The sequence below is a fragment of the Denitrovibrio acetiphilus DSM 12809 genome (assembly GCF_000025725.1).
Taxonomy (GTDB): Bacteria; Chrysiogenota; Deferribacteres; order Deferribacterales; family Geovibrionaceae; genus Denitrovibrio; species Denitrovibrio acetiphilus.
In genome coordinates this window covers 1,073,183-1,097,276 of record NC_013943.1, presented here as the reverse complement: position 1 = coordinate 1,097,276, position 24,094 = coordinate 1,073,183, and the positions used below count along the sequence as shown (strand labels likewise).

Sequence of the window (24,094 nt, the reverse complement as noted above, 5' to 3'; positions counted from 1 at the left end):
ATTAACTCCCTGATATTATTTCCACGGCGGTGTAACTTTTTTCCAGACAGGACCGTTAACAGCCATGTCCATGTCTCTTGCAAATACTGCAAAACCATCAAGACCGTGGTAAGGACCGCTATAGTCCCAAGAGTGCATCTGGCGGAACGGGATACCAGCTTTCTGTGTGGAATATTTCTCTTTGATACCGGAACCAACGAGGTCTGGTTTGAAGTTTTCAAGAAGTTTTTCCATTTCATATTCGTTCATGTCATCTACGATGAATGTTGTCTTGTCTATGTATTCGAGTGTTCTTGCATAGTCATCATTGTGCGCAAATTCATAACCTGTGATACCCACCTCTACACCGAGATCACGGAAAGCAGGTATTGTGTGCCTTGGGCGGAGACCTCCGACAAAGAGCATACAGTTTTTACCTTCGAGTCTTGGTTTGAATTTCTCAACAATCTTAGCGAATTCAGGTTCGTATTTCTCTTTGATTATCTTTTCTGTCTGTTCTTTGATCTTATCATCGAACATTTCAGCTATCTTTCTCATAGACTTAAAGACCTGAGTTGGACCAAAGAAGTTGAACTCAAGCCATGGGATACCGTGTTTCTCTTCAAGATATCTTGAGATGTAGTTCATAGAGCGGTAGCAGTGGATAAGGATGACCTTAGCCTTGGAGGTGTTCGCTATCTCGCTCACAGAAGCATCACCTGTGGATTGCGCTACGATGTTAAGCCCCATGTCTTCGAGAATCATACGGGAGCTCCAGGCGTCACCGCCGATGTTATAGTCACCAATGAGAGCAACATCATAAGGAGAAGCTTCGAAAGCAGCACCCTGAAGGTCTTTCTCGTACACCCAGTCTCTTAGGGAGTCGTTTGCAATGTGGTGTCCGAGTGACTGTGAAACACCTCGGAAGCCTTCACAACGGCAAGGAATTACTGGTTTCTCTATTGTTTTTGCAGTTTGTCTTGCAACAGCTTCTATATCATCACCGATAAGACCAATAGGGCACTCGGAGAGTATTGATACACCTTTGTTAAGGGGGAAGAGATTATTTGCTTCCTCTATCATGTTTGTAAGCTTTTTGTCACCGCCGAAAACGATGTCTTTCTCTTGAAAGTCGGAAGTGATCTGCATTGTCACATAATTATCTATACCAGGTATCCCGTTGGCAAAGTTTCTTCTCGCAGCCCATGAATACTGACCGCAGCCAACAGGACCATGAGAGATGTGGATCATATCTTTAATAGGACCGAAAACCACACCCTTCGCACCGGCATATGCACAACCGCGCATAGACATAACGCCCGGGCGGATTTTCCTGTTAGCGTTGATTCCGCATTTAACGTCATCAGCTTTAACAACATCCAGCTTTTTCTTTCTGTCTTTCTTTGTTTTATCATTATACCCGTCGAGGATCTCTTCCATCACCTCAACGCCATGTTCATGTACATTCTTTTTGGACATGTGTATTACCTCTTTTATTATCTAGCCCGTCAGCCCTTAGGAACAAGCAAGCACTAAGCGGATTCTCTTTCAGATGTTTTTTAATCAGTGCGCTTACTGATTAAGCTTCGTGAGCCTTCTTACCAACGATAGCTTCATCATCTTCAGTGATGATACCGAACTCCATAAGGAGATCTTCAAGTTCCTGCATGCTAACCGGTGTCGGGATGTTGAACATTTTATTGTTTATGATTTTGTTAGCGAGAGTTCTGTATTCGTCAGCCTGTTTGCATTTACCGTCATATTCAACGACAGTCATTCTACGGAGTTCTGCGTGCTGAACAATGTTGTCCCTTGGTACAAAGTGGATCATCTGTGTGTTGATCTTACTTGCGAGTTCTGAAATGAGCTCATCCTCACGGTCAGTCTGCCTTTCATTACAGATGAGACCTGCAAGACGAACACCACCGGAATTAGCATATTTAAGGATACCTTTTGAAATGTTGTTGGCAGCATACATAGCCATCATCTCACCGGATGTAACAATGTATATCTCCTGAGCTTTACCCTCACGAATAGGCATTGCGAAACCACCGCAAACAACGTCACCGAGAACGTCATATGAAACGAAATCGAGGTCTTCTTCGTATGCACCCTCTTCCTCAAGGAAGTTGATAGCGGTAATAACACCACGACCAGCACAGCCGACACCGGGTTCCGGACCGCCTGCCTCTACGCAGCGTATATCAAGATAACCGGCTTTGAGAACGTCATCAAGTTCAAGGTCTTCAACTGAGCCTGCTTCAGCAGCGAGCTCCATTATAGTTGATTGTGCTTTAGAGTGAAGTATAAGTCTTGTTGAGTCAGCTTTAGGGTCACAGCCGACGATCATTATTTTTTTGCCCATTTCTGCCATAGCAGCAAGTGTGTTCTGGGATGTTGTGGATTTACCGATACCACCTTTTCCATAAAATGCTATTTGTCTTAAAGCCATTGTGAGCCTCCTTTGATTATTGATGTCACGAACTATATAACAAGTTACATGCCAAAACATAAACCACTGATATCAAAGGATTGTCACTATTCATTGTAAGGTTTGGTAGTGTGTGTTGTTATGTCACAAACATGACAATTACGACAAAAGGCAGGTCTAAATCTATTTAAAAATAATTCTATGTTATCACACTTGCCGAATTATATATTTAAAGATAAGGATTACGAAATCAAATACGTGGCATCACTTTATCCAACAAAAAAAGACAAAGTTGCCGTATTTTTAAAAGAAAAATGTAAATCAGGTGAAATCAGCTATTCAACACATATGGAAGTTTACAACCTGATTAAAAAGGAACTTGGGCTCCCTCTCCCTTACTGAAACAAAATATCAGGCATCTGACAGTAAGTTTGTCCGGTGCCTGATTTAAAGCACAGAGGGTATTGTCCCTTTATTCAGAACAATAAATCTGTCGTCAAGTATATGTGCAAGAACAGAAATCACATCTGAAGGGCGCAGCCCGCCAAACCCGCAGCCCGGCAAAGGCATATAAACTTTATCCCACCCCTTATGATCTGCAAGATCCTTAAGCTCGTAAGCAGACCTTTCAACAAGCCTGATATCCGCCTGTGATGTCCAGGTCTCCTCCACAGGAAAGCTTATCAGGTTATCACCAAGGTAGTGCACATGGTTTCCGCTATCAACAATAAGCCTGCCTAGCTTTTCAGCAACCCAGCAGCAAACCCCGCCCACCTCTTTTGCATTACCCCTTCCGAGGTTTGCCTTACCGTCCTTTTTCACTGTGCCGTTTGTTGTTATAACAACAGGAAAAGCACCGAGAAAATCAATCAAATTAGCAGTTTCAAACTTCATCACTATACCTCACAGGAAGCTCAAGAAGCTTCTTCGTTTGTATTTTTATATCACTAATAACGTTCTGATCAACCTTTCTGAGCCATTTTCCGGGTATGCTGTCCATTCCGTAAAGAGCTCCGGCAAGCATTCCGGCAATAGCTCCGTTGGTATCAGCGTCCCCCCCCTGATTAACCACACGCAGGAGTGTTTCTTCAAAATCTGAACTGTCAGCAAAATGGTGCAAAACAGTTTTAAAAGTATCGACAATATACCCCGAGCTCTCACCTTTATACCTTGAGTATGAAAATTTCGGATGTATCTTGATCAGCTTATTTGCAATATTCAGAGCCTTAAGCTTGTCACCGGTGTCAAGCAATACCTTTACCATCTCTCCGAAACAGAGAGTAATGAGATCCGACTTGGCATTGTTATGGGTCAGATGGGATTGATGCAGAGTCATATCTTCGAAATAATCCCACTTTTTGAGACAATATATTATGACAGGGAGGTTCCGCATAGCCGCACCGTTCCCTGCTGACATTTCAGATTCATCAGAAATAGTTGTGCCGTTCAGCATATAATCCCTGATCCCCTTGCGTACCGTACTGCCTATATCCACAGGTTTTGACCGCATCCATGTTACAAAATGGTCACCAACAGATGAAAGACAGAAACCACCGGAGTCAATAATACTCTTTCCGAGGGCTAGGCTCATCTCAGTATCGTCTGTTACCCGTCCGGGTCTGAGGTGCAGCCAGCCGCCGCCTATTATTCTGTTGTGCACACCATAAGAAGCCTGTATCTCCCGCGGAGTCATAAACTCGGTGGTCGCTCCAAGTGCATCACCAATCGCAAGCCCGACATAACTTGCAGTAACATTCGGCTTTGTATCATTTTTCATTTGCAAACTCTGCCAACTTATTTCATTATTCACTATCATGAGCATCAAAAAGAAAACCATCAGTAAACTCAAAGATCTGAAAAGGTTTTACCACTACACAAATCTTATCAACATCCCCACAGGCATGTTCGTAAGCAACGAGTATAATATGAATGTGCTCCCCATAACCATAAGCGGAGTGTGGGAATACTATGCAGATATATTCAAAGCTATAAAAAAATCCAAAGACATTGAAGAGGCGGCCTACATTTTCACAGGATCTATGGATTCTCTCTTTTCCCTCTCTGAGAGACACAACGGGAAAAAAATGGGGAGCTACACCAGACTTCTCAAAGGGTGGCTCTTCGACTCTAACAGTATCGAGGGCGCTGTGATGAAAGGCTGGGTTGAAAGTCGCTTCGGAATAACGCCCTTCTTTCATAAAGATATTATTTATGATGTAAACTCTGAAGAATACTATGACTATATGGTTGAGAAGATGGACATGAGGCATAACAAAAACCTTATTTTTCATCAACTCGACCTCCTATACACTTACACTCAGGTGGTTCTGGAAACCTTCTATAAGGATACTCTGCCAAAAATCACACTTTACCGGGGGGTCAATGACCTTTCTGAGCACCTCGTTGTCAAAGACCTGCAGGATAAAAAAATATGCATCGAACAAAACTCTCTGGTATCCTTTACTTCCGACAGAGACATAGCTTCTCAGTTCGGAGACTATATACTCCAGTCATCAATTCCGTATACGAAAATAGTATTCTTTTCTGAAGTCCTGCCGAAGGTCAAATTTGTCGGCGAAAAGGAATACCTCGTCCTCGGTGGACGATACGACACGGAAGTAACCTATTACTAATACTTTTTTTTACACTCCTGTAAAAGTAATTCGGTCATTCGACTTGTTAAAAGCAAGCCTAATTCTCGCTACGCCGGATTTCATCCAAACAATTATACGTAGATTCCCACGGGTAAACCCGGGGGTTTATGCTTCGTTCATGCTTAACATATAGAGCGCAAAATACGTCACTACGAAGCCCGCAGGGCTGCGGCAGTCTCTGGACTCGTTAATCCTGCGATTGCTTCGTCATTACATTCCCCGCAATGACTTATAAGCTCTAAAGCTGTGATTAGCTCATTCATCCACGCATAAAACAGGAAAAAGGGATGACGCAGACTGATAACTGCGCCCCCCTCTCACTCTATTTCGGAACCTGACATATTTTACCATATTCTGCATCAACAGCAGAATCTCACGCTTGAAAGCTATCTTGCAGCAGTTTCAACCTTAACCCACGTCTCCGTTTCCTCGTCAATTAAGCAAAGAAATTTTAATTCCTATAAAATTTCTCAATCGCTGCGCCGAATAAAATACGGCTTCGCTCTCACTCTGCTGAAACCTCCAAAGGCAAAGCCTTCTTCGGTTCGCTCCGTGAAGCACATCCTGTGCTTAGCTTAACCAGCGGGATCACTTTGCAACAGTTTCAATCTTAACCCACGTCTCCGTTTCCTCATCAAAGTCCTCGACGACATCGAGTTCTGCTTCCCTGAAACCGATACGCCTGTTCGAATCCATAAAATGGACGACGTACACAGGTTCGAAAAGAAAATCCTGAATATCGCAGATAAACCCTTCAAGACCAACATAAGCGATCTCTTCCCCTCTGCTGCAACCAGCACAAGTTCCGTCATCCCTTATAATTTTATTAACTTTGACGAGCTGATTTATTTTCAGCTTCATAATTTATGCCTCCAGTGGTTCGTGTGTTAAACATCCTTTAGGGCATGCCTTTGAGCAGGCACGGCAGCCTATGCAGTTGCCATCATTTGTCACCTGCATGATCATTCTCGCGTCATCCTCTTCTTCTATTTCATATGGTCCGAGACAGCCGTATGCGCAGGATTTAAAACAGCGGGCACAGCCTATGCAGACCTCTTTATCAATGCTTGAAACGAATTGTGGTGTCCATGATGAACCGTTCTTTTTTATTCCTGTTACAAATGCCATAATTAACACTCCTTCATTTTTCACTTTTAATAAGCAATGACTGTGCCGTTTTCTTATATCTCCTATTACCAATGACTTACAGAACAGATATTTCCTTTGTGTAATTATCAATACAATACAATGTTAAAAACGTAACATAGATTCCCACAGGTAAACCCGTGGTTCTATTTCTTCGCACGTGCTTAACACACGAATTCATATGCCAAACACGTCACTGCGAAGCCCGCAGGGCTGTGGCAGTCTCTGGACTCATTAGTTAATCCTGAGATTGTTTCGTCATTACATCCCTCGCAATGGCTTATAAGCTCTTAAACTGTTATCAGCTCATTCATACAAGCATAAATGCGTGGTGTTCTGTCTTCGATTGCATAAAATACGGCTCGGAATTCAGGCATAAATGGTTAAAAAGTAAGCTGTTCTTGATGAAAAGTTAACCACGTGTTTTATTTCTCCTGCATTGAGCCTGCCTGTTTTCTAAAGAAGTAAACTCTGCAATGCACTTTCTAAGCTTTATTACACAGGGAAGCCTAAAGCATTAATTTATGTAGGCAAAGACAGCTTGGGTGGCACAAACATTGCTCACACTTATATATGATGAACGCAAACTATTACAAAACAGCACTAAACACTATTTATGAAATCAGCGTGATACTGAACAGTTCGAACATGATTCAACACTCGCTTTACCGCTCGCTGCTGCAGATGTCTGATACCCTGTCTATGGAACGCGGACTTATACTGCTCCACGATAAAGACACAAATGAGCTTTTCGTAGAGGCATCCATTGGACTTGATAACGATGAAGGGCCTGTTAAAAATATGCGGTATAAAGCCGATGAAGGTGTCGTGGGTAAGGTTTTCAAATACGGCATCCCTATTCTGATACCTGATGTTCAGAAAGAGCCAATGTTTCTCAACAAGCTCGGACGTAACGCCAAAAAAGAAGAGATCAGTTTCATTGCTGTACCTATAAAGCACCAGAACCAGACATACGGTGTTCTAGCTGTGGATAAAGTTGTGTCGAAGATGTACAGCATCACAACTGATGTTGATATCCTGAAAATGATAGCTACCCTAATGGCATCTTTTCTTCATAAAGTTCAGTTTTTTACAAGCGAAATGGAAGCGATCCAACAGGAAAAAAGCCGCATCGAAGAGGAAAAACTTAAGCTTATAGGTGAAGTTACTCAAAAATACCAATACGAAGGGCTGGTCGGCTCCGGCAGACTCATGCGTAAAGTTCTGGATAAAGTTCAAATGGTAACAGCATCAGATTCTGCTGTATTAATAAGAGGCGAAAGCGGAACAGGAAAAGAGGTTGTCGCAAAAACCATCCACTACAACAGCAACAGAAGAAAAAAACCTTTTGTCGCAGTCAACTGCGCAGCCATCCCCGGTGAGCTTATCGAAAGTGAACTCTTCGGGTATTCCAAAGGGGCATTCACTGGTGCAGCAGGTGAAAAGAAAGGTAAATTTGAACAAGCTGACGGAGGAACCATATTTCTTGACGAAATCGGCGACATGCCAATGGAAGCCCAAAGCAAACTACTCCGTGTCCTTCAGGACAAAGTTGTTGAGAAGCTCGGCGGAACAAAGCCTGTTCAGGTGGATGTTCGCATCCTCGCCGCTACAAATAAAAATCTGGAAGCTGCTGTTCAGTCCGGTGAGTTCAGGCTTGACCTGTACTACAGACTTAACGTTTTCGCGATATTCCTCCCACCTCTGCGCAAGCGGAAAGAGGACATTCCTGAAATTGCCCAGCATATACTCAAAAATCTGAGCAAGCGCTATAACAAAAACTATACGATTTCTCCGGAAGCAGTAACAGCTCTCATGAACTGCAATTATCCGGGTAATATCAGAGAACTCGAAAACTGTCTCGAAAGATCCGCTTTCACAGCCGGCGGCGGAGAGATCAAGACTAAGCACATATCCTGCATGCGTGGCGAAATGTGCATGTCTCACTTCATGGAAGAACAGCTTTCAGGTTCATCCACGGCCATTACTCCTCAAACAGGAGGGATACCGGACAATGACTACAGTGAAGCAGACAACGAGCTTATATCCGGCAATATGGATGAAAGAGAACGTGTTGTTCAGGCTCTTGAAAAAGCAGGATGGGTACAGGCGAAAGCAGCAAGAATGCTCGACATGACGGTACGTCAGATGAACTACCGGATAAAAAAGTTCAACATAAAAGTCAAAAAAATATAATTTCCCACTGCCATCATTTTATTGTGGATTTTCTGAGCAGGTAAGCTAAAATTCATGAATCAAATAATATACAGAGGGCAGTCATGAAGAAACTATTGCTTTTAATAATCTCATTCACACTCCTAACCACAGCAGCATTTGCAAAAGATACATTAGTTGTGCTTAAAACTAATCAGGGGGACATAACAATAAAACTGCTTCCGCTTGTCGCACCTAAAGCTGTAGAGAACTTTACAACTCACGTTAAAAACGGTTATTACAACGGAATAGCTTTCCACAGAGTCATCAGGGGCTTTATGGTTCAGGGTGGAGACCCCACAGAAACAGGGATGGGTGGTAAATCTATATGGGGTAAGCCTTTTGAAGATGAGTTCAACCCAAACTATAAGTTTGATAAGCCCGGGGTACTCGCCATGGCAAACTCAGGTAAAAACACCAACGGAAGCCAGTTCTTTATAACTGTAGAAAAAACTCCGTGGCTTAACTTTAAACACACAATATTCGGGTATGTTGTTGACGGATATGACATTGTTGAAAAAATCTCAAATGTGAAAGTTGACGGAAACAGCAGACCATATGACGACCAGATTCTTGTAAAAGCATACATAAAAAAATAATACGGAGAGAGTTAAATGACTAAACCAAAAGACCAGTTTGTTACTCTGGAAACCACCCAAGGGAATATAATTGTCAAACTTTTCCCTGAAGTCGCACCTAAAGCAGTTGAAAACTTTACAACTCATGTTGCAAACGGCTATTACGACGGTATAATCTTCCACAGAATCATCGAAGGCTTTATGATACAGGGCGGAGACCCCACAGGCACAGGCAGAGGCGGGGAATCAATATGGGGCAGACCTTTCGAGGATGAATTTCACGAAGATTTTGAATTCGATGTTCCGGGACTTCTCGCAATGGCAAATGCAGGACCACGCACTAACGGAAGCCAGTTCTTCATAACCACCGCCCCCACTGACTGGCTTAACAACAGACATACAATCTTCGGCAAAGTTGTAGACGGTATGGATGTTGTTAAAAAACTTGAGCAGGTCGAAACAGATATGATGGACAGACCTGTTGAGCAACAAGCTATAAAAAAAGCTAAAATACGCAAGACACCGCCTAAAAAGAAATAATCGGTATCAAACCTGACAGTTTGTTCGCGTCATTGTGAATTGTTTCCGTCATTGCGAGCGAAGTTAAGCAATCTTATAGCGTCAGTAACATCACAGCAGACAAGATTGCTTCGTCATGTTATTCCTCGCAAAGACACTCTTCACGTCATTGCGAATTGTTTCCGTCATTGCGAGCGAAGTTAAGCAATCTTACAACGTCAGTAACATCACAACGGATAAGATTGCTTCGTCATGTTATTCCTCGCAAAGACACTCTTTCCGTCATTGCGAACTGTTTCCGTCATTGCGAACGAAGTGAAGCAATCTTATGGCGTCAGTAACATCACAGCAGACAAGATTGCTTCGTCATGTTATTCCTCGCAAAGACAATCTTCACGTCATTGCGAATTGTTTCCGTCATTGCGAACGAAGTGAAGCAATCTTACAACCTCAGCAACATAACAGCAGACAAGATTGCTTCGTCATGTTATTCCTCTCAATGACAATGTCCCAGTCATTGAGAATCAGAAAGGCTTGGAAGATATCAAAACATAGGCATAGAAAAGTGTGCCCACCCTTCAAGAATTACCGTCAGTGACACAACAGACACAATAACCCATAAGAGAACAGACATAACAAGGGGTTTCATGCCTATCTTCTTCAGTTCTGAGACTGTCAGCCCCGCACCAATCAGAAAAAGAGTAAACACCATCATGCGTTTCCCTATGAAAGCCATCTGCATAAAGTAGTCATCATAAGCAGGCATATAAGATCTCAGCATGGCGGCAAGCAGGAAAAACAGCAGAAACCAAGGAAACTTAGCCTTATTCTCTGAGTTATTAATCTTTGCTCCGGCAAAAGCAAGTGGAAGAATCCACAGTGCTCTTGTCAGCTTGACAGTAGTTCCCACAGCAAGAGCCTGCATACCGTATATAGATGCCGCCCCCACAACACTGCTGGTGTCGTGTATGGCAAGTGCGCTCCAGAGACCGAAATCGTTTTGCGACATGTTAAGCATATGACCAACATGAGGAAAGATAATGAGCGCCAGCCCGTTCAGCAGGAAAACAACTGCCATAGCAACAGCAGTATGCATTTCCGATGCTCCGATGGCTGGGGACATGGCAGCAATAGCACTGCCTCCGCATATAGCGGTTCCTGATGACAATAGAATTGAAAGATCACGCTCCACAGAAAACAGCTTCCCGAGGATATAGCCTACAAACATAGTAGCTGAAATACTTATCATTGTTATCCATATAGAGGCATATCCAACTTTCAGAACGACATTGATCTGAAGACCGAACCCCAGCATAACTATAGCCAGCTGAAGAATTTTTTTAGCAAGATTTCCGGTTTTTTTTCTGACTGGGTTGCCCAGTGTCATGCTTATCGCTGCACCAACACAAAGAGCAACAGCCGGAGATTTGCTGAAAACTGAAATGATAATCGCAACTAGAACCCACAGGTAGAAATTGCTTAACAAATTCTGCATAATTTCACCTATATTAAAATAATAAATAGTTCCGATAGATTATCACTTTAATATCATTCGTCAATAACTAATCCCGACAAAATTTCTTTTGCAAAATTTGAGCATTCATCCGTAGATATCTCATCCCTAAGCCTTTTCCGTTCTGCCTTCTGCTCTGGTGTTAGTCCTCTGGCTTTGTAAAAACGCTCAAGCCCGTTCTTATCCTCGTCTGAAAGAGTTAAAAAATCCATTCGCCCATGCAAAACAGCCTTAGTAAAAGGCTTCACCGGATATTTGTCAAAAATATAAACACCACCGCTCATCCGCCCGTTTCTCTCAACGGGTTCCGTACGCATGGCTACGCCGAAAACTGCTACTCTGACCTTTGCCAATGCAAACACATTGTCTGCAATAAAATCTTCCATATCCGGCAGCAGTCGATTAGCATAAACTCCTGAGCCGAGTATATAAGCATCAAAACCACTCAGGATTGCAACACGTGCTTCTGTAAGCTCAACGTAACAGCCCTCTTCTCTTAAAGCTTCTGCTATGTGCCAGCTGACTTCTTTTGCAGCCCCGTATCTGCTGGCGTAAATAATATTGATTCTAAACATTTGACACCATTTTTACATTAATATATTTATATTTCCAAGTTTATCACCGATAATCATAATATGATAAATAAACTAAGAAAAACAACCATTGGCGGAACTGAAGTTGCGCATTCATCAGCTTTCACAGACGAAGAACTCAGGATGGCATTCGTATATCTTTACAGACTGCAATCTCTGAGATATGACCAGCAAACATCCAGCAGCGGGAAAGTTAATTACTCAATTATGCCGTCAGAAGCAGACGACTCTGTATGGCTTTTTATCAGCCTGAACGATGATATCCCTGTGTGTATAACACCCGAGTTCGAACTTGCCCAGATGATATCCATGGCAAAAACTGCCCTTGTGGTTACAGAAACACTTAAAAACCTCAGGATGGAAAATATCGCTATATAGCTGTTGTCTGTTTTGCAAAAAATCTCTAATATCTCCTGATGAATCCACTATCAGCCAACACTGTTTCTGTTATTCTCTCATCTGCGGGGCTTAAGGCCGTGCGCAGAAATCATCCGTGGCTTTACAGCAAAGGAATTGAAAAGATAAACAGACAGGGGAATTCCGGTGATATAGCCGTTCTCTACGACAACAAAAGAAAATTCGCCGGTATTGGTCTCCTTGATATCCACTCACCAATCATGGTTCGCGTGCTCCACTCAGGAAAACCTATAACCCTGAGCAAAGAGTGGCTGTCAGAAAAGATATCTGAAAGTATAGTCCGCAGAGCATCCCTGATAAATGATAGTTCAACAACAGGTTATAGGCTGGTCAACGGTGAAAACGATCAACTGGCGGGGATAGTGGCAGACATTTACGAAAACACACTTGTCATTAAGCTGGACTCCACATGCTGGCTGCCTCACCTTGACAAACTGACTAATATATTTATCTCTCTGGTTCACCCTGAGCGGATTGTGCTCCGAATGAGCAGGTCTGTTAAAGAGTTCTCAGAAATAGCTGACGGCACAGTCATATTCGGTACAAAAATCAATCAGCCGATCACATTCACTGAAAACAATATACAGTTTTACACCGACCCGGCTGAAGGTCAGAAAACAGGTTTCTTTCTCGACCAGCGTAATAATAGACTAATAGCGGGAAAACTTTCAAAAGGACTTAACGTCCTAAATGTATTTGCCTATACAGGTGGATTCTCCCTTTACGCCGCAGCCGGAGGAGCAAAAAGTGTTGCAAGCCTTGACATATCCAAACCAGCACTCGAAGCTTGCGGAGACAACTTCCGTCTGAACGGATTCCGGACACCACACAGGCTTATCTGCGGTGACGCTTTCGAAGAGATGGAAAAGCTACGCAAAAACGGTGAAAAGTTCGGGATGGTAATAGTAGATCCGCCATCATTTGCCAGAAAACAATCCGATGTTAACGGCGCATTTAAAGCGTATGAAAAAGTTAACAGAATAGCTGTCAACCTGATAGAAAAAGGCGGGATACTTGCTGCGGCGTCATGTTCTGCCAGAGTATCAGCCGAAGAATTCTTTAATATTGTTCTGAAAGTATGCAGAGCCTCCGGCAGAAAATTCAGCGAGCTTGAGCGAACTGGTCATGCCATAGACCACACAGCCGGCTTCGATGAAGGCTCATATCTTAAATGCATATTTGTACGTTTTGACTAATCCTCCAGCATAAGGGCAAGATCCTCAATATCCTGCTTGCCGTACTCGTAATCCAGCACTTTCCCCTCTTTGCTGAAAACAACCGTCAGCGGTACAGCGTCTATCCGCTGGAGCTTGTCATAAACATCCTGCTCCGCTATAAAAAACCTGAAAGGCATCTTCTGCTTTTTTACAAAATTCACCGCTGCACGCCTGTCGTTTCTTTTAGTGAGTCCTATTATCTGAAGATTATTATTTGTAGCAAACTGAGGATTATTACGCAGTATTTTCAGCTCACGAATACAGAAAGGACACCACGGAGCCCAAAAAACCACCATTGTTTTAGCATCATGAGCTCTGACCTCCTTCAAAAGTCCATCCAAATCAACAGCAGGCATATCATCTGCAAAAGCTGAGAATGCAAATAAAGTGATAAATACAAGGGCAATCAAGCGCATAAGGACTCCTGAATAAATAATAGAAAGCCATACATGATTAAGATAATACTACTATTCTTTGCAGTCAATAGTGACTGTGACTGCTGACACAATTTGAAAGTTGCATTGACTGGCACCAAAAATACAATGATACTATAGAATAAACTTTAAAAGATGGTGAGCAATGAGTGAGCATATCCTTCAAAACCTTATACTTACGGAAAACGGCAGATGGGTTGACATGAAAGACATTATCCCTGAAGAAGACAGCGGATACATGTTTCACTGGATACACTTACACAGAGAGAGTCTCGGCACCCAGAAATGGCTTTTCCAGCAGGACATAGACGAACTGATAATAGAAAGCCTCACTGACGAGGATACAAGACCGAGAACAACAGTGTTCCCTGACGGTATTTTGCTAAATATGCGCGCTGTGAATGTCAGCAAAGGGGAACAGCCCTATGAAATGCTGTCTATGCGCATATTTATGCAAAAGAACAGAATCATCTCGACATCTCTCAAGAACATTCACGTCATAAAAGATATCCTTGAGGTTATAAACGGTCATTCACCTCCTGAAAGCAAAGGCGATTTTCTGGCTTATGTGATAGAGCTGATTACAGACAGAATAGAGGCATACATAGCAGAGAAAAAGGACTGGATTTTCGACTTTGAATGCCACGTCATTGACCATACAGCACTGGGGAAACAAAATGTTATCTCTGATATCAGACGTTCATCTGTTACATACACCAGATACCTATCGCCTCAGAAGGACGCTCTGGTTAAGCTGATCAGCCTGAAAGAAAACATATTTAATGAGGATGACCGTGCCGCTGTGGTTGAGTGCATAAACAACACCAGCAGGTACCTTGAAGATCTTGAAGCAATAACAAACAGGTGTCACATTATAAAAGATGACCTGAACGCCGTTGCCGCAGAAAAAATGAACAAAAACATGTATCTTCTGTCTATAATGACAGCAGTTTTCCTCCCTCTCAGCTTCCTTACAGGGCTTCTGGGGGTTAATCTGGGCGGAATCCCCGGAGCCGGCAGTTCCGAAGGTTTCACTATATTCAGTATCATTTTAGCAGTGGTACTTGTAACACAAATCATTATATTGAAAATATCAAAAAGATTCTGAAAAGGAGAAACGAAATTGAAAGCAAAGTATATACACACCAACATAAACGTCTTCGACCTTGAAAAAAGTCTGAAATTCTACGAAGACGCTCTAGGTTTAAAAGAAAAAAGGAGATACGAACAGGAAGAAGGGAAATTCATACTGGTCTACCTGACAGACGGGCAGTCTGATATGGAGATAGAGCTTACATGGCTTCGTGACAGAAAAGAACCGTATAACCTTGGCGATAACGAAATTCACCTTGCTTTTCGCGTGGATGATTTTGACGGTTTTTATGAACGCCACAAAGAGATGGGATGCATCTGTTACGAAAATAAACCTATGGGACTATACTTCATAAACGACCCTGACGGCTGGTGGCTTGAAGTTGTTCCTGCTGACAAACATTAAACAACTCTGGAGTATTACATAGACCCTAGTCAAAAGCTTAAGCTGTATGAAATCAGAAATATAAAGGGAGCTCGTCTCCCTTTTTTACTTAACAAATTATATTAAGAAACCTGCTGACTCGCAAAACCAACTGACAATACAGACCGGTATATTATCTTTATGGCATAAACATCCGCTGCGTTGTCTATAAAGAAACACAGTACAATTGAATCATCTCAAGCATATAGTTTAATATAAATTAACATTCTAACCAGACAATATCAAAAAAGGCTTTACACTCTATAAGCTTATGAAATATAACTCATAAACGGATCTAAACTTAATATTAAAATATCTTATATTATTAGTTAATTAATCACCACACTTAAAGAAACAATAAAGGTCTTTTTTGGCTGATATTTATCGTTTTTTTGATTGAAAAAAAAATTAATTTGCATATGATAATTTGATGATGAAAGAAATACCCAATTGCTTCATAAAGACATACACCGATACACCTGAGAAAGTTATTATAATGTCAGACAATCTGAATGTCCTCTGGATAAACAGAAATCTACAAAATATCTTAGACTCAGCCCTACCTGCACAAAAAGAGATACAGGAATTATATTTTGACGAGCTTCTCAGGTATTATCTGCATGAAGACGAGTTTATAATTCATGAAATAATAAACGGGATAAAAAAGTTTTCATCAAACAAACAGTCCTGCTTTACGTATGAATTCCCACTGTATAACGACACAGAATCTCTCTGGCTTATGCTGACAGCCTGCGCCGCGGAGGACGCAGACTCCGGCTCAAAACACATAATAGCCAAAATCTATGACATCACTAAACTATACAAAGAAAGAAAAATCAGTAAGCGAAAAGAAGATAACGAAATAGTTAAGCAGATTATCGTTGAATCTATGCACACATGGAGGCAGCCCCTGAACAGCATATCACTATTCACTCAGGATCTGCGTGAGCAGTTCGACGACGACACACTAACTAAATATTATATGAATTTTTCAACCAGACAGATTTTTAACGAGATCAGACGTTTGTCAGAATCCATAGATGAGATGGCGGTCTTTTACTCAAACGAAACAGACGAAGACATCATCAATGTTGCAGAATCCATGTTCTCTAATGTTCAGCAAATCGATGGTCTTCTGAGTGAAACAAACACTTTTATCAGCCTTAACTGTCATGCCCTAGGCGACTTGCCATCTGAAAATTTCATAGATATCACTGATAATTTCAGGATCAGATGCGGAACTGGAACAAAAAAATGTTTCCACGGCTGCAATAAGGGCAATATCGTGATATATGGCGACAAACATCAGTATGATTATATTATAAGATCCATAATGACCATTGGAACAAAGCAGGACACTGCAAAAAAAGAGATAGAATTCGAACATGTGATATGTGACGATACACTAAAAATTATTATACATTACAAAAACCTTGTATCTCCTGATGTGGAAAAATTAGCACTCCTGAAAAAAATGTTCAAAAATAATTATAAAGGGAACATAAGCTACCAGCAGGCGGATAAAGGAGTTGATATCATTATCAGCATAACCGAGTTTAATGCAAAAAATCCTCTGTAATGATAATATATTATAACATTACGAAAGTGTCTTCCACTCTTGATACAACCAATAGATTCCCACTGGTAAACCCTTATTTCTATTGCTTCGCATGTGCTTAACACGCTAAGTTATAACTTCGTTGTCATAACTAAAGCATATGCAAAATACGTCACTGAGAAGCCCGCAGGGCTGTGGCAGTCTCTGGACTCAATTAATCCTGAGATTGCTTCGTCATTACATTTCTCGCAACGATTCATAAGCTCTAAAGCTGTGATTAGCTCATTCATACACGCATAAATGCGTGGTGTTCTGTCTTCGACATCATAAAAATCAGTTATCTCTGTATAATTTTCTCATCAGCGACAAAAGAAGTTCTTTCTCCTCCTGAGTGTAGACAGAAAAGATATTCTCAATATTTCTCAGGTGCGTAGGGAAAAAATCATCCATAAATTCCTCCCCCTTCTGAGTCAACGTTATCAATTTCGACCTTTTGTCGCTTTCGTGAACTTCAGATTTAAGAAAACCGTCTTTAATTAGATTAGTAACAACAAGCGAAATATTCCCGATAGTAGAAAGTGTGTTTTCTATGATGCTATTGACTGTCATCGGGGCAAAATGATAAACAACAACGAGTACTTCAAACTGAGAGAATGTAACCCCGGCTTCATTTATCTTAACAGATTCTTTTTTACGCATTGCCTTCATGCCGTTATATACCGCACGAACAAGACGCATATTTAAAAGCTCATGCTCATCATATTTTTTCTTCATAACAACTGCTCGACAGATGTTATATACTTATTAACTTTGAACTTTGATTTGCATCCGTTAAAGTTCATATAGCGGATCTTGCCAAAAACAGGACGTTCAAACCATGCTCTGTCATGAACACCGCAAACAGACCACGCAACCCCTGTATAGCCGTTCGGGTCACGACCGTCCAGAGAATATCTATCATTCAGCGAGAGTGCAGTTTCAAAGGCAGTTTCAACATCCGGAGTCCACTCAAGCATCTTTTTAGCCCAATACATCCGCATATATCCGTGCATCTTCCCTTTTATAGCCATCTCCTTCTGGGCAGCGTTCCATAAAGGGTCATGAGTTTTTGCCTGCTCAAACTCATCATATCCATATATATACTCTCTGGAGTCATCCCTATGTTCTTCGATAGTCTTTTTTGCCCAGCTATGAGCACCTTCCACTGAGTCATAATGATCATTATAAAAACAGTAATTTTCAGCGAGTTCCCGCCGGACTACGAGCTCCTCTTTAAACGCTCTGATATCTTCATCAGCCCAAAATGCTTCACCGGCATCCAGAGCGCACCTCTGTGCGGAAATATTGCCGAAATGCAGATAAGGGGACAAGTTGGACTGATGATCAATGGTCGGGTCATTTCGTTTTATATTGTATCCATTTAAAGAACCGGTAACGAAATTATGTAATGCCTCGTCTGCTGCCCTGATACCTGCAGGATAGAAATTGTTAGGTATGCCAAACGAGTTAATAACACGTTCCCAGTCTATATGAGCAGTATGCCCTTTCCATTTATATCTTTGCTGTTTTAGCTTCGGAAATTCCACCAGAAACTGACTTAAAAGCCCGTTTATCTTTGGTCTGATGGTTCTTGCCGCGAACTCTTCCTTGTGGCTTGCTATTCTGCATGGAACAATATTATGGGCATCAACTTCGATGAGGGGCACGTTTATTACTTCAGCGAGCTCAAGCTTCATCTTACGGTTAAATTTTAAGGGGGAAAAATCTGTAACAACGGCACCGGCTCCAACCTGACGGATAAACTTTGATAATTCGTCCACGGGATTGCCGCTGATCATGAAAAAAGGGATTTTAAGATATTCCAGTTCAAGGTCTATTTCACAAAGACCTTCCATCATGAAACGAAAATGCTGATTACGTGCCGAAGGATAATCAGGTATGAGACAAAACACTACAGCCATAGGTGACTGCCTGCTCTCTGCAAGCTCCATAGCTTTGATCAGAGCCCAGTTGTCACGCACACGTTGGTCTCTGTTCATCCAGTAGATAACAGGACCGCCAAAATACGTTACATCTTTGTTTATCTGATACTCACGCCTGATATCTGTCATTCATCACTTACCTGTTGTATAAATATATCAGATAACAGACAAATTGAAAGACTATATAATCAGCGAAAGACCGATTAGCCACATAACAGTACCCACAGAGCCATCCAGAAGTTTCCATGTGACCGGTTTTCTGAAAATACCCTGAAGCTTTGTCCCTGCAACAGCAAGCAAGTAAAACCATATAACCGAAGACAGACAAGCCCCAATGGCAAACATCAGCCTGTTATACGATTCGAACTGAGCGGAAATACCACCCATGAGCACAATTGTATCTATGTACACGTGAGGATTCAACACTGTCACGGCAAGAGTTGTTACTATAACTTTCTTGAGACTGTCATCAGTCTGCTCCAGAAGGTTCATGGTATTCTTGCGAAAAGCTGACCTAAAGGACATGAGACCGTAAAAGAAGAGAAATGAAGCTCCGCCCCATGCGGCAATCTTCATAAGAAGAGGACTACCGTTAAGGAAAGTACCTACACCAGCCACACCTACAGATATAAATAACACATCAAATATTGCACATATGACGGCTATCGTTACATAATGGTTACGCCGAACGCTCTGGGTCAGCAGATATGCATTCTGTGCCCCAATGGCTATTATAAGCCCTGCGCTGGTTCCCATCCCTGTTAAGAATGCTGTGTGGTACATTTCCCCTCCGGTGTTGTTGTTGTTACTCTGATGGGAAGATACCTGTTCTATCATCAAAAGTAAAATTAATTGTTTTTATATTATATAAATTTTGCTAATATATGCATATGTATGATTATAAGTTGCTGGAAGCATTTACAGCCGTAGTTGAAAACAAAGGATTTGAAAGAGCGTCTCTGGTTCTCCATCTGACACAATCCGCAGTCTCCCAGCGTGTCCGTCAGCTCGAAGAAGCAGTTGGTCAAATACTTCTCGTACGCTCAAACCCTCCTGTACCAACAGACGCAGGGAAAAACATCATCTCACATTTTAAAAAAGTTGAACTACTTGAGGTGGAGCTCGACAACAGCTTATTACATAAAGAAGTGTCAGGTTTTACAACTGTTTCTGTCAGTCTGAACGCTGACAGCCTCTGCACATGGTTTCTGGACGCAGTCGAAAAAGCGGTGAAAAAGAACAGAATATTACTTAAGCTCTATGTTGATGATCAGGATGAAACGCACCGTATGATGAAAGACGGCGAAGTATCAGCCTGTATCAGCACTCGTGACAAACCGTTTCAGTCATGCTCATGCAGCCTGATAGGAACCATGTCTTATAAGATGTTCTGCTCACCTGAAATATATGAAAAACATTTTAAAAACGGCTTTGATATTAATACATTAAAGGAAGTTCCAGTTATCATTTATAATGAAAAAGACACACTGCACAAACAGATGTTCACCAACGCATTTAAGACCCAGCCGTCAGACTTCCCCTACATGCACATACCCGACGTTAATAAATATAAAGATGCCATAGCCAACAGCTTTGGTATAGGTATGATGACGGTAATGCAGTGCAGAGAATTTCTTGATAACGGTACACTTAGAGATGCATTTTACCCTCACACAGTACAAACCCCGCTCTATTGGCATAGGTGGAACATCACATCCCTTTCGCTGGATGCACTGACAAATTCAATATTAAAGAAAAACATGCTTATTTAGTTTTTTCACTTATGTTTACATGGTTACGAATTGTTTTGAAATAAAATTCTTATTAGATATAATGCATTATTATTATGGAGGAGTCCGCAAATATGAACATTCACGACATCATCAAAAAAGCCCGTGACGGGGAACAATTTACCAAGGGAGAAGTTATCGAAATGCTCTCCTACCCCACAACATCGGCAGAAACTGCACTGATAATGGGAGAAGCAGGAAGAGTCTCCAGAGAGTTAACGAATAATACAGCAGAGGTGCACGGTCAGTTTGCTCTAAACCTAGCCCCCTGCCCTGTAAACTGCGAGTTCTGCTCTTTTGCTTCTCAATACGGTATTTTTAAAGATCCGATAGAACTCAGCGTTGAGGAGTGTATTGCTTACGCTAGACAATTCGACGAAACACCTGAAAATACATCCGTTTTCCTAATGACGACAGCAAACTACGATTTTGGAAAATTCCTTGAAATTGCAAAAGAAGTTAAATCAATAATGAAAAATGGCTCGTACATGGTGGCAAACGTGGGGGACATGTCAGAAAAACGTACACGCCAGATGAAAGATGCAGGCTTTCACGGTGTTTATCATGCGATCCGCATGGGTGAAGGCAGCACAACAAAAGTATCTATCAATCAACGCATGAAATCTGTCCGCAATTTTCAGGATGCGGGGCTGGTAGTGGGGACATGTGTAGAGCCTATAGGTCCGGAACACACTAACGAGCAGATAGCAGAACACATACTTCTTGCGGCGTCCTTTGATCCCGCCTTCAGCGGTGCCATGCGCAGGATAACTATCCCAGGCTCAGACCTTGAAAATTACGGAATGATATCAGAACTCCGCATAGCGCAAATAGTTGCCGTAACAAGACTTGCAACCCCACGCAGTGTCATAGGAAACTGTACACATGAACCAAACGTAATCGGAGCATACGCCGGAGCTAACCTTTTCTGGGCAGAAAGCGGCGGTAACCCGAGAGATACAAAAGAGAAGACAGAAGAAGGAAGGGGCTTGTCTGTGGGCGATTGTGCTGTTATATTTAAGGAAGCTGACTGGAATGTACACACAGGCAGTTCCAATTATTTTAATAAGAAACACGCTGTACTAGCTCAGCCTGAATAGGACTTGAAATGCTTGAAACAGATCAGATTCTACTTTTTGCATCCACAGCGGTTCTGCTTGCTATGGCTCCGGGACCTGACATTATTTATGTTATAACCAGAGGGGTGACTCAGGGGCGGGCTTCAGCAATGGCTGCTGCGGCAGGTTTCTCACTAGGAAATATAGCACACACCCTATTTGCGATAATAGGCATCTCAGCTATCATAAAAGCATCGGCATTTGCCTTTACGCTGATTAAAATTGCGGGTGCAGTATATCTGATCTATATTGGTATTAAAATATTCAGAAGCGGTTCTGCAAAGGCAGGCAGGGATAATAAACTGCTTGCCCCTAAGACCGTTTTCATACAGAGCGTCACAGCTAATATGCTGAATCCAAAAGTTGCTATATTCTTCATAGCTCTCTTCCCACAGTTCATACGCACTCAAAACGGGCACGAATCAATACAGATGGCTCTTCTGGGGGTGGTCTTCATCATATGTACTTTTTTTGTTTTCTCCGCCTGTGCTCTCTTTTCAGGGCAGATTGGCGAAGTTCTTAAAAGTAAAAATAACAGCTCCGGCTTGCTCAACAAACTGGCAGGGACAGTTCTTATGGGGCTGGGAGTGGCACTTGCACTCAGCAAGAGGTGAAAATTGGCTCCGGTAACAACACACAGCCTTAACAAACACCACGCTCACCTTATCTTAACAGACCAGAGATATTACAGCTTTCCGAAGCACTATCACGAAACATATTCCGTTGCGATTCTCACGGACGGATTAAAACATTTCAGAGCCGGCAGAACAGAATGCACACTCCATTGCGCAAATCTGGTCACAATGAACCCATGTGAAATTCACTCAGGAGAAAGTCTCACAGAGGAAGGATGGCAGCAGATTGTGCTTTTATTCGACGAGAACTCCGCAGACAAATTCGCAGAAGAGAACGGACTGGACAAGCTCATATTCAGCAAGACAGAAAAAGATGATGCTTTTCTTAGAAACAGACTGATAAAAACCTACAGAGACGCAGTCGATTCTGAGACAGAAATGGAGAAAGAGCACAGCTTTGAAACTATCATGGGACTGCTATTTTATAAAGAGAACGCTGCGGACATACCTGTATATCATAATATTTCGGGGATACAGCGAGCTGTTGAAGCTATGACTGACGAACCTCAGCAAAAACATAACCTTAACGAACTCGCACATAAGGCAGGGATGAGCAAATACCATTTCCTGCGCTCTTTCAGAAAAACTGTAGGGCTAACACCTCATGCTTATCTGAACATGCTTCGGATCGAACGTGCCCGCAGAATACTGCTGACTACAGACAATAACATTGCAGACATAGCCGCAGGATGCGGATTTTCTGATCAGGCACATTTCACCCGTGCATACAAAAAGATATACGGAACACCGCCCGGTTCTATAATCAGAAAATAGCAATTTTATTCAATATTTTTTTCTTTTTCCGCTATAATCTTTCACTATGACAAATTTCGAATCATTCAGAAAAGGCATGATAATGGGGTTGCCTCTGGCTGTGGGGGTTGGTACATACGGTGTTGTCTACGGAATACTCACGCAAAATGTTTTGACCACACCGGAAACAATACTGTCGTGTCTGATAGTTTATGCCGGTGTTTCACAGATACTCGCACTCGACCTGTGGCAGCACCCTCTTCCTGTTTATATGATCATTTTATCAACATTTATAATAAACTTACGACACATGCTCATGTCTGCATCTGTCTACCCTTACGCCTTAAATGAAAACAGATGGCTGTCTTATTTTACAATGTTCTTTATGGTTGACGAGGGGTGGGCACTTTCTATGGGCGAGTTCAGGAAGGGGACTGCGCGTATCGGCTTTCTTCTGGGAACTGGGGTCATTAATTACATATTCTGGGTAACTGCGGCGATGGCAGGCAGGACAATGGGCGCTCTAATACCCTCGCCGGAAGCAATAGGCATAGATTTCACTCTTACAGCAGTATTTCTGACTATTGGTGCAGGCAGTTTCCGAGGCAGGAAAGATATACCGATAATACTGACAGCCTTTATATTTGCCGTGATTACATATCAGTTTGTCGGTGGTAAATGGTACATTCTTGCAGGTGGTATTGCAGGAGGATTAGCGGGGTGGTTGTCTTATGACCGCAGTTAGCTTTCTCACTATCCTCGGCATGTGCATAGCAACATATGTCACACGTATGTCAGGCTTTTACATAGCAAGCCGCTTTGAAATGACTCCCAGATTTAAGACCGCTCTTGCAGGTGTGCCTATCGCAATCATTGTTTCAATCATCGCCCCATCTATAATTGAAGGGGGAGTTCCCGAATATCTCGCCTCTGCTGTGGTTCTTATATTCGCTTTAAGGAAATTCGGACTTATAACCTGTCTCGTTGCAGGGATAATCGCTATAAATCTATTCCGTTACCTTTTCTGACCAAATTTCGGAATAGATT

Annotated in this window: 29 protein-coding genes; 16 read left to right on the top strand and 13 right to left on the bottom strand. The window is 42.1% G+C overall.

Annotation, left to right across the window (positions count from 1 at the left end):
- Window positions 1-15: 15 nt before the first annotated feature.
- Window positions 16-1,458 (bottom strand): nitrogenase molybdenum-iron protein alpha chain, encoded by a 1,443-nt coding sequence (nifD, locus tag DACET_RS05265; RefSeq protein WP_013010354.1) that lies wholly within the window; start codon window positions 1,456-1,458, stop codon window positions 16-18.
- Window positions 1,459-1,558: 100 nt separating this feature from the next.
- Window positions 1,559-2,431 carry a nitrogenase iron protein gene (gene nifH, locus DACET_RS05260; RefSeq protein ID WP_013010353.1) on the bottom strand — a complete coding sequence of 291 codons (873 nt, stop codon included), beginning with the start codon at window positions 2,429-2,431 and terminating at the stop codon, window positions 1,559-1,561.
- Window positions 2,432-2,623: 192 nt separating this feature from the next.
- Here nifH and DACET_RS05255 point away from each other — a divergent pair, with 192 nt between their 5' ends.
- Complete coding sequence (locus tag DACET_RS05255; RefSeq protein ID WP_041230171.1) at window positions 2,624-2,812, top strand: hypothetical protein; 189 nt, start codon at window positions 2,624-2,626, stop codon at window positions 2,810-2,812.
- A 45-nt stretch (window positions 2,813-2,857) separates the two neighbouring features.
- Here the strand turns inward: DACET_RS05255 and DACET_RS05250 are convergent, their stop codons facing one another.
- The gene (locus DACET_RS05250) at window positions 2,858-3,304 is read right to left on the bottom strand and encodes a macro domain-containing protein (protein WP_013010351.1); all 447 of its coding nucleotides are present in this window, start codon (window positions 3,302-3,304) and stop codon (window positions 2,858-2,860) included.
- Window positions 3,294-4,187, bottom strand: a complete 894-nt coding sequence (gene draG / locus DACET_RS05245) for an ADP-ribosyl-[dinitrogen reductase] hydrolase (RefSeq protein ID WP_013010350.1) — start codon at window positions 4,185-4,187, stop codon at window positions 3,294-3,296. The genes DACET_RS05250 and draG overlap by 11 nt, the downstream gene beginning before the upstream one ends.
- Before the next feature lie 37 nt (window positions 4,188-4,224).
- Between draG and DACET_RS05240 the strand changes: the two genes are divergently transcribed.
- The gene (locus DACET_RS05240; protein WP_013010349.1) at window positions 4,225-5,043 is read left to right on the top strand and encodes an NAD(+)--dinitrogen-reductase ADP-D-ribosyltransferase; all 819 of its coding nucleotides are present in this window, start codon (window positions 4,225-4,227) and stop codon (window positions 5,041-5,043) included.
- A 609-nt stretch (window positions 5,044-5,652) separates the two neighbouring features.
- Here the strand turns inward: DACET_RS05240 and DACET_RS05235 are convergent.
- Window positions 5,653-5,925, bottom strand: a complete 273-nt coding sequence (locus DACET_RS05235) for a nitrogen fixation protein NifZ (protein WP_013010348.1) — start codon at window positions 5,923-5,925, stop codon at window positions 5,653-5,655.
- 3 nt (window positions 5,926-5,928) lie between these two features.
- Window positions 5,929-6,192, bottom strand: a complete 264-nt coding sequence (gene fdxB, locus DACET_RS05230; RefSeq protein ID WP_013010347.1) for a ferredoxin III, nif-specific — start codon at window positions 6,190-6,192, stop codon at window positions 5,929-5,931.
- A gap of 591 nt (window positions 6,193-6,783) precedes the next feature.
- Here fdxB and nifA point away from each other — a divergent pair.
- The 3 genes from nifA (at window position 6,784) to DACET_RS05215 (ending at window position 9,542) form a co-directional block, all read left to right on the top strand.
- Window positions 6,784-8,406, top strand: coding sequence for a nif-specific transcriptional activator NifA (gene nifA, locus DACET_RS05225; RefSeq protein ID WP_013010346.1), 1,623 nt, complete (start codon window positions 6,784-6,786; stop codon window positions 8,404-8,406).
- A gap of 83 nt (window positions 8,407-8,489) precedes the next feature.
- Window positions 8,490-9,023: a peptidylprolyl isomerase gene (locus DACET_RS05220; RefSeq protein WP_013010345.1), complete on the top strand. Its 534-nt coding sequence runs from the start codon at window positions 8,490-8,492 to the stop codon at window positions 9,021-9,023.
- 15 nt (window positions 9,024-9,038) lie between these two features.
- Window positions 9,039-9,542 (top strand): peptidylprolyl isomerase, encoded by a 504-nt coding sequence (locus tag DACET_RS05215; protein WP_013010344.1) that lies wholly within the window; start codon window positions 9,039-9,041, stop codon window positions 9,540-9,542.
- 523 nt (window positions 9,543-10,065) lie between these two features.
- Here DACET_RS05215 and DACET_RS05210 read toward each other — a convergent pair.
- Window positions 10,066-11,016, bottom strand: coding sequence for a YeiH family protein (locus DACET_RS05210; protein ID WP_013010343.1), 951 nt, complete (start codon window positions 11,014-11,016; stop codon window positions 10,066-10,068).
- A gap of 53 nt (window positions 11,017-11,069) precedes the next feature.
- Window positions 11,070-11,609 (bottom strand): flavodoxin domain-containing protein, encoded by a 540-nt coding sequence (locus DACET_RS05205; protein ID WP_013010342.1) that lies wholly within the window; start codon window positions 11,607-11,609, stop codon window positions 11,070-11,072.
- Window positions 11,610-11,669: 60 nt separating this feature from the next.
- On the opposite strand from DACET_RS05205, the gene DACET_RS05200 reads away from it, so the two are divergent.
- A complete protein-coding gene (locus DACET_RS05200; RefSeq protein WP_013010341.1) occupies window positions 11,670-12,005 on the top strand; it encodes a hypothetical protein in 336 nt (111 codons plus the stop codon).
- A 38-nt stretch (window positions 12,006-12,043) separates the two neighbouring features.
- Window positions 12,044-13,240, top strand: coding sequence for a class I SAM-dependent rRNA methyltransferase (locus tag DACET_RS05195; protein ID WP_013010340.1), 1,197 nt, complete (start codon window positions 12,044-12,046; stop codon window positions 13,238-13,240).
- Here DACET_RS05195 and DACET_RS05190 read toward each other — a convergent pair.
- The gene (locus tag DACET_RS05190) at window positions 13,237-13,677 is read right to left on the bottom strand and encodes a TlpA family protein disulfide reductase (RefSeq protein WP_013010339.1); all 441 of its coding nucleotides are present in this window, start codon (window positions 13,675-13,677) and stop codon (window positions 13,237-13,239) included. The two genes, DACET_RS05195 and DACET_RS05190, sit on opposite strands and share 4 nt — an antisense overlap.
- A gap of 163 nt (window positions 13,678-13,840) precedes the next feature.
- Between DACET_RS05190 and DACET_RS05185 the strand changes: the two genes are divergently transcribed.
- The 3 genes from DACET_RS05185 to DACET_RS05175 all read left to right on the top strand — a co-directional run bounded on the left by DACET_RS05185 (window position 13,841) and on the right by DACET_RS05175 (window position 16,790).
- A complete protein-coding gene (locus DACET_RS05185; protein WP_013010338.1) occupies window positions 13,841-14,803 on the top strand; it encodes a zinc transporter ZntB in 963 nt (320 codons plus the stop codon).
- A 15-nt stretch (window positions 14,804-14,818) separates the two neighbouring features.
- Window positions 14,819-15,193 (top strand): VOC family protein, encoded by a 375-nt coding sequence (locus tag DACET_RS05180; protein ID WP_013010337.1) that lies wholly within the window; start codon window positions 14,819-14,821, stop codon window positions 15,191-15,193.
- A gap of 448 nt (window positions 15,194-15,641) precedes the next feature.
- Entirely contained in the window at window positions 15,642-16,790 is a 1,149-nt protein-coding gene (locus DACET_RS05175; RefSeq protein WP_013010336.1) for a nitrogen regulation protein NR(II), read from the top strand.
- A gap of 110 nt (window positions 16,791-16,900) precedes the next feature.
- Here DACET_RS05175 and DACET_RS16235 read toward each other — a convergent pair whose 3' ends face one another.
- Genes DACET_RS16235 through DACET_RS05160 form a run of 4 tightly spaced genes read right to left on the bottom strand, consistent with a single transcriptional unit; the run spans window position 16,901 to window position 19,588 of the window.
- Window positions 16,901-17,059 carry a hypothetical protein gene (locus tag DACET_RS16235; protein WP_169304189.1) on the bottom strand — a complete coding sequence of 53 codons (159 nt, stop codon included), beginning with the start codon at window positions 17,057-17,059 and terminating at the stop codon, window positions 16,901-16,903.
- A gap of 43 nt (window positions 17,060-17,102) precedes the next feature.
- Window positions 17,103-17,543: a MarR family winged helix-turn-helix transcriptional regulator gene (locus DACET_RS05170; RefSeq protein WP_013010335.1), complete on the bottom strand. Its 441-nt coding sequence runs from the start codon at window positions 17,541-17,543 to the stop codon at window positions 17,103-17,105.
- Window positions 17,540-18,880 carry a deoxyribodipyrimidine photo-lyase gene (gene phrB, locus DACET_RS05165; protein WP_013010334.1) on the bottom strand — a complete coding sequence of 447 codons (1,341 nt, stop codon included), beginning with the start codon at window positions 18,878-18,880 and terminating at the stop codon, window positions 17,540-17,542. The genes DACET_RS05170 and phrB overlap by 4 nt, the downstream gene beginning before the upstream one ends.
- A gap of 51 nt (window positions 18,881-18,931) precedes the next feature.
- Window positions 18,932-19,588 carry a LysE/ArgO family amino acid transporter gene (locus DACET_RS05160; RefSeq protein WP_211204106.1) on the bottom strand — a complete coding sequence of 219 codons (657 nt, stop codon included), beginning with the start codon at window positions 19,586-19,588 and terminating at the stop codon, window positions 18,932-18,934.
- Window positions 19,589-19,641: 53 nt separating this feature from the next.
- Between DACET_RS05160 and DACET_RS05155 the strand changes: the two genes are divergently transcribed.
- From DACET_RS05155 to DACET_RS05130, 6 genes are all read left to right on the top strand, one after another.
- The gene (locus DACET_RS05155; protein ID WP_041230169.1) at window positions 19,642-20,523 is read left to right on the top strand and encodes an ArgP/LysG family DNA-binding transcriptional regulator; all 882 of its coding nucleotides are present in this window, start codon (window positions 19,642-19,644) and stop codon (window positions 20,521-20,523) included.
- A 92-nt stretch (window positions 20,524-20,615) separates the two neighbouring features.
- Window positions 20,616-21,641: a radical SAM protein gene (locus tag DACET_RS05150; RefSeq protein ID WP_013010331.1), complete on the top strand. Its 1,026-nt coding sequence runs from the start codon at window positions 20,616-20,618 to the stop codon at window positions 21,639-21,641.
- An 8-nt stretch (window positions 21,642-21,649) separates the two neighbouring features.
- Window positions 21,650-22,273, top strand: coding sequence for a LysE family translocator (locus tag DACET_RS05145; RefSeq protein WP_013010330.1), 624 nt, complete (start codon window positions 21,650-21,652; stop codon window positions 22,271-22,273).
- Window positions 22,274-22,276: 3 nt separating this feature from the next.
- Window positions 22,277-23,068, top strand: coding sequence for a helix-turn-helix domain-containing protein (locus DACET_RS15450; RefSeq protein WP_013010329.1), 792 nt, complete (start codon window positions 22,277-22,279; stop codon window positions 23,066-23,068).
- 46 nt (window positions 23,069-23,114) lie between these two features.
- Window positions 23,115-23,792 (top strand): AzlC family ABC transporter permease, encoded by a 678-nt coding sequence (locus DACET_RS05135; protein ID WP_013010328.1) that lies wholly within the window; start codon window positions 23,115-23,117, stop codon window positions 23,790-23,792.
- Window positions 23,779-24,075, top strand: coding sequence for an AzlD family protein (locus DACET_RS05130; protein WP_013010327.1), 297 nt, complete (start codon window positions 23,779-23,781; stop codon window positions 24,073-24,075). Before DACET_RS05135 ends, DACET_RS05130 begins: the two co-directional genes overlap by 14 nt.
- Window positions 24,076-24,094: the final 19 nt, after the last annotated feature.

Bases quoted from the DNA above. Each gene is read 5' to 3' on its own strand.
- nifD (WP_013010354.1), bottom strand. From the start codon at position 1,458: ATGTCCAAAAAGAATGTACATGAACATGGCGTTGAGGTGATGGAAGAG.
- nifH (WP_013010353.1), bottom strand. From the start codon at position 2,431: ATGGCTTTAAGACAAATAGCATTTTATGGAAAAGGTGGTATCGGTAAA.
- DACET_RS05250 (WP_013010351.1), bottom strand. From the start codon at position 3,304: ATGAAGTTTGAAACTGCTAATTTGATTGATTTTCTCGGTGCTTTTCCT.
- draG (WP_013010350.1), bottom strand. From the start codon at position 4,187: ATGAAAAATGATACAAAGCCGAATGTTACTGCAAGTTATGTCGGGCTT.
- DACET_RS05240 (WP_013010349.1), top strand. From the start codon at position 4,225: ATGAGCATCAAAAAGAAAACCATCAGTAAACTCAAAGATCTGAAAAGG.
- DACET_RS05235 (WP_013010348.1), bottom strand. From the start codon at position 5,925: ATGAAGCTGAAAATAAATCAGCTCGTCAAAGTTAATAAAATTATAAGG.
- fdxB (WP_013010347.1), bottom strand. From the start codon at position 6,192: ATGGCATTTGTAACAGGAATAAAAAAGAACGGTTCATCATGGACACCA.
- nifA (WP_013010346.1), top strand. From the start codon at position 6,784: ATGATGAACGCAAACTATTACAAAACAGCACTAAACACTATTTATGAA.
- DACET_RS05220 (WP_013010345.1), top strand. From the start codon at position 8,490: ATGAAGAAACTATTGCTTTTAATAATCTCATTCACACTCCTAACCACA.
- DACET_RS05215 (WP_013010344.1), top strand. From the start codon at position 9,039: ATGACTAAACCAAAAGACCAGTTTGTTACTCTGGAAACCACCCAAGGG.
- DACET_RS05210 (WP_013010343.1), bottom strand. From the start codon at position 11,016: ATGCAGAATTTGTTAAGCAATTTCTACCTGTGGGTTCTAGTTGCGATT.
- DACET_RS05205 (WP_013010342.1), bottom strand. From the start codon at position 11,609: ATGTTTAGAATCAATATTATTTACGCCAGCAGATACGGGGCTGCAAAA.
- DACET_RS05200 (WP_013010341.1), top strand. From the start codon at position 11,670: ATGATAAATAAACTAAGAAAAACAACCATTGGCGGAACTGAAGTTGCG.
- DACET_RS05195 (WP_013010340.1), top strand. From the start codon at position 12,044: ATGAATCCACTATCAGCCAACACTGTTTCTGTTATTCTCTCATCTGCG.
- DACET_RS05190 (WP_013010339.1), bottom strand. From the start codon at position 13,677: ATGCGCTTGATTGCCCTTGTATTTATCACTTTATTTGCATTCTCAGCT.
- DACET_RS05185 (WP_013010338.1), top strand. From the start codon at position 13,841: ATGAGTGAGCATATCCTTCAAAACCTTATACTTACGGAAAACGGCAGA.
- DACET_RS05175 (WP_013010336.1), top strand. From the start codon at position 15,642: ATGATGAAAGAAATACCCAATTGCTTCATAAAGACATACACCGATACA.
- DACET_RS16235 (WP_169304189.1), bottom strand. From the start codon at position 17,059: ATGAATGAGCTAATCACAGCTTTAGAGCTTATGAATCGTTGCGAGAAA.
- DACET_RS05170 (WP_013010335.1), bottom strand. From the start codon at position 17,543: ATGAAGAAAAAATATGATGAGCATGAGCTTTTAAATATGCGTCTTGTT.
- phrB (WP_013010334.1), bottom strand. From the start codon at position 18,880: ATGACAGATATCAGGCGTGAGTATCAGATAAACAAAGATGTAACGTAT.
- DACET_RS05160 (WP_211204106.1), bottom strand. From the start codon at position 19,588: ATGATAGAACAGGTATCTTCCCATCAGAGTAACAACAACAACACCGGA.
- DACET_RS05155 (WP_041230169.1), top strand. From the start codon at position 19,642: ATGTATGATTATAAGTTGCTGGAAGCATTTACAGCCGTAGTTGAAAAC.
- DACET_RS05150 (WP_013010331.1), top strand. From the start codon at position 20,616: ATGAACATTCACGACATCATCAAAAAAGCCCGTGACGGGGAACAATTT.
- DACET_RS05145 (WP_013010330.1), top strand. From the start codon at position 21,650: ATGCTTGAAACAGATCAGATTCTACTTTTTGCATCCACAGCGGTTCTG.
- DACET_RS05135 (WP_013010328.1), top strand. From the start codon at position 23,115: ATGACAAATTTCGAATCATTCAGAAAAGGCATGATAATGGGGTTGCCT.
- DACET_RS05130 (WP_013010327.1), top strand. From the start codon at position 23,779: ATGACCGCAGTTAGCTTTCTCACTATCCTCGGCATGTGCATAGCAACA.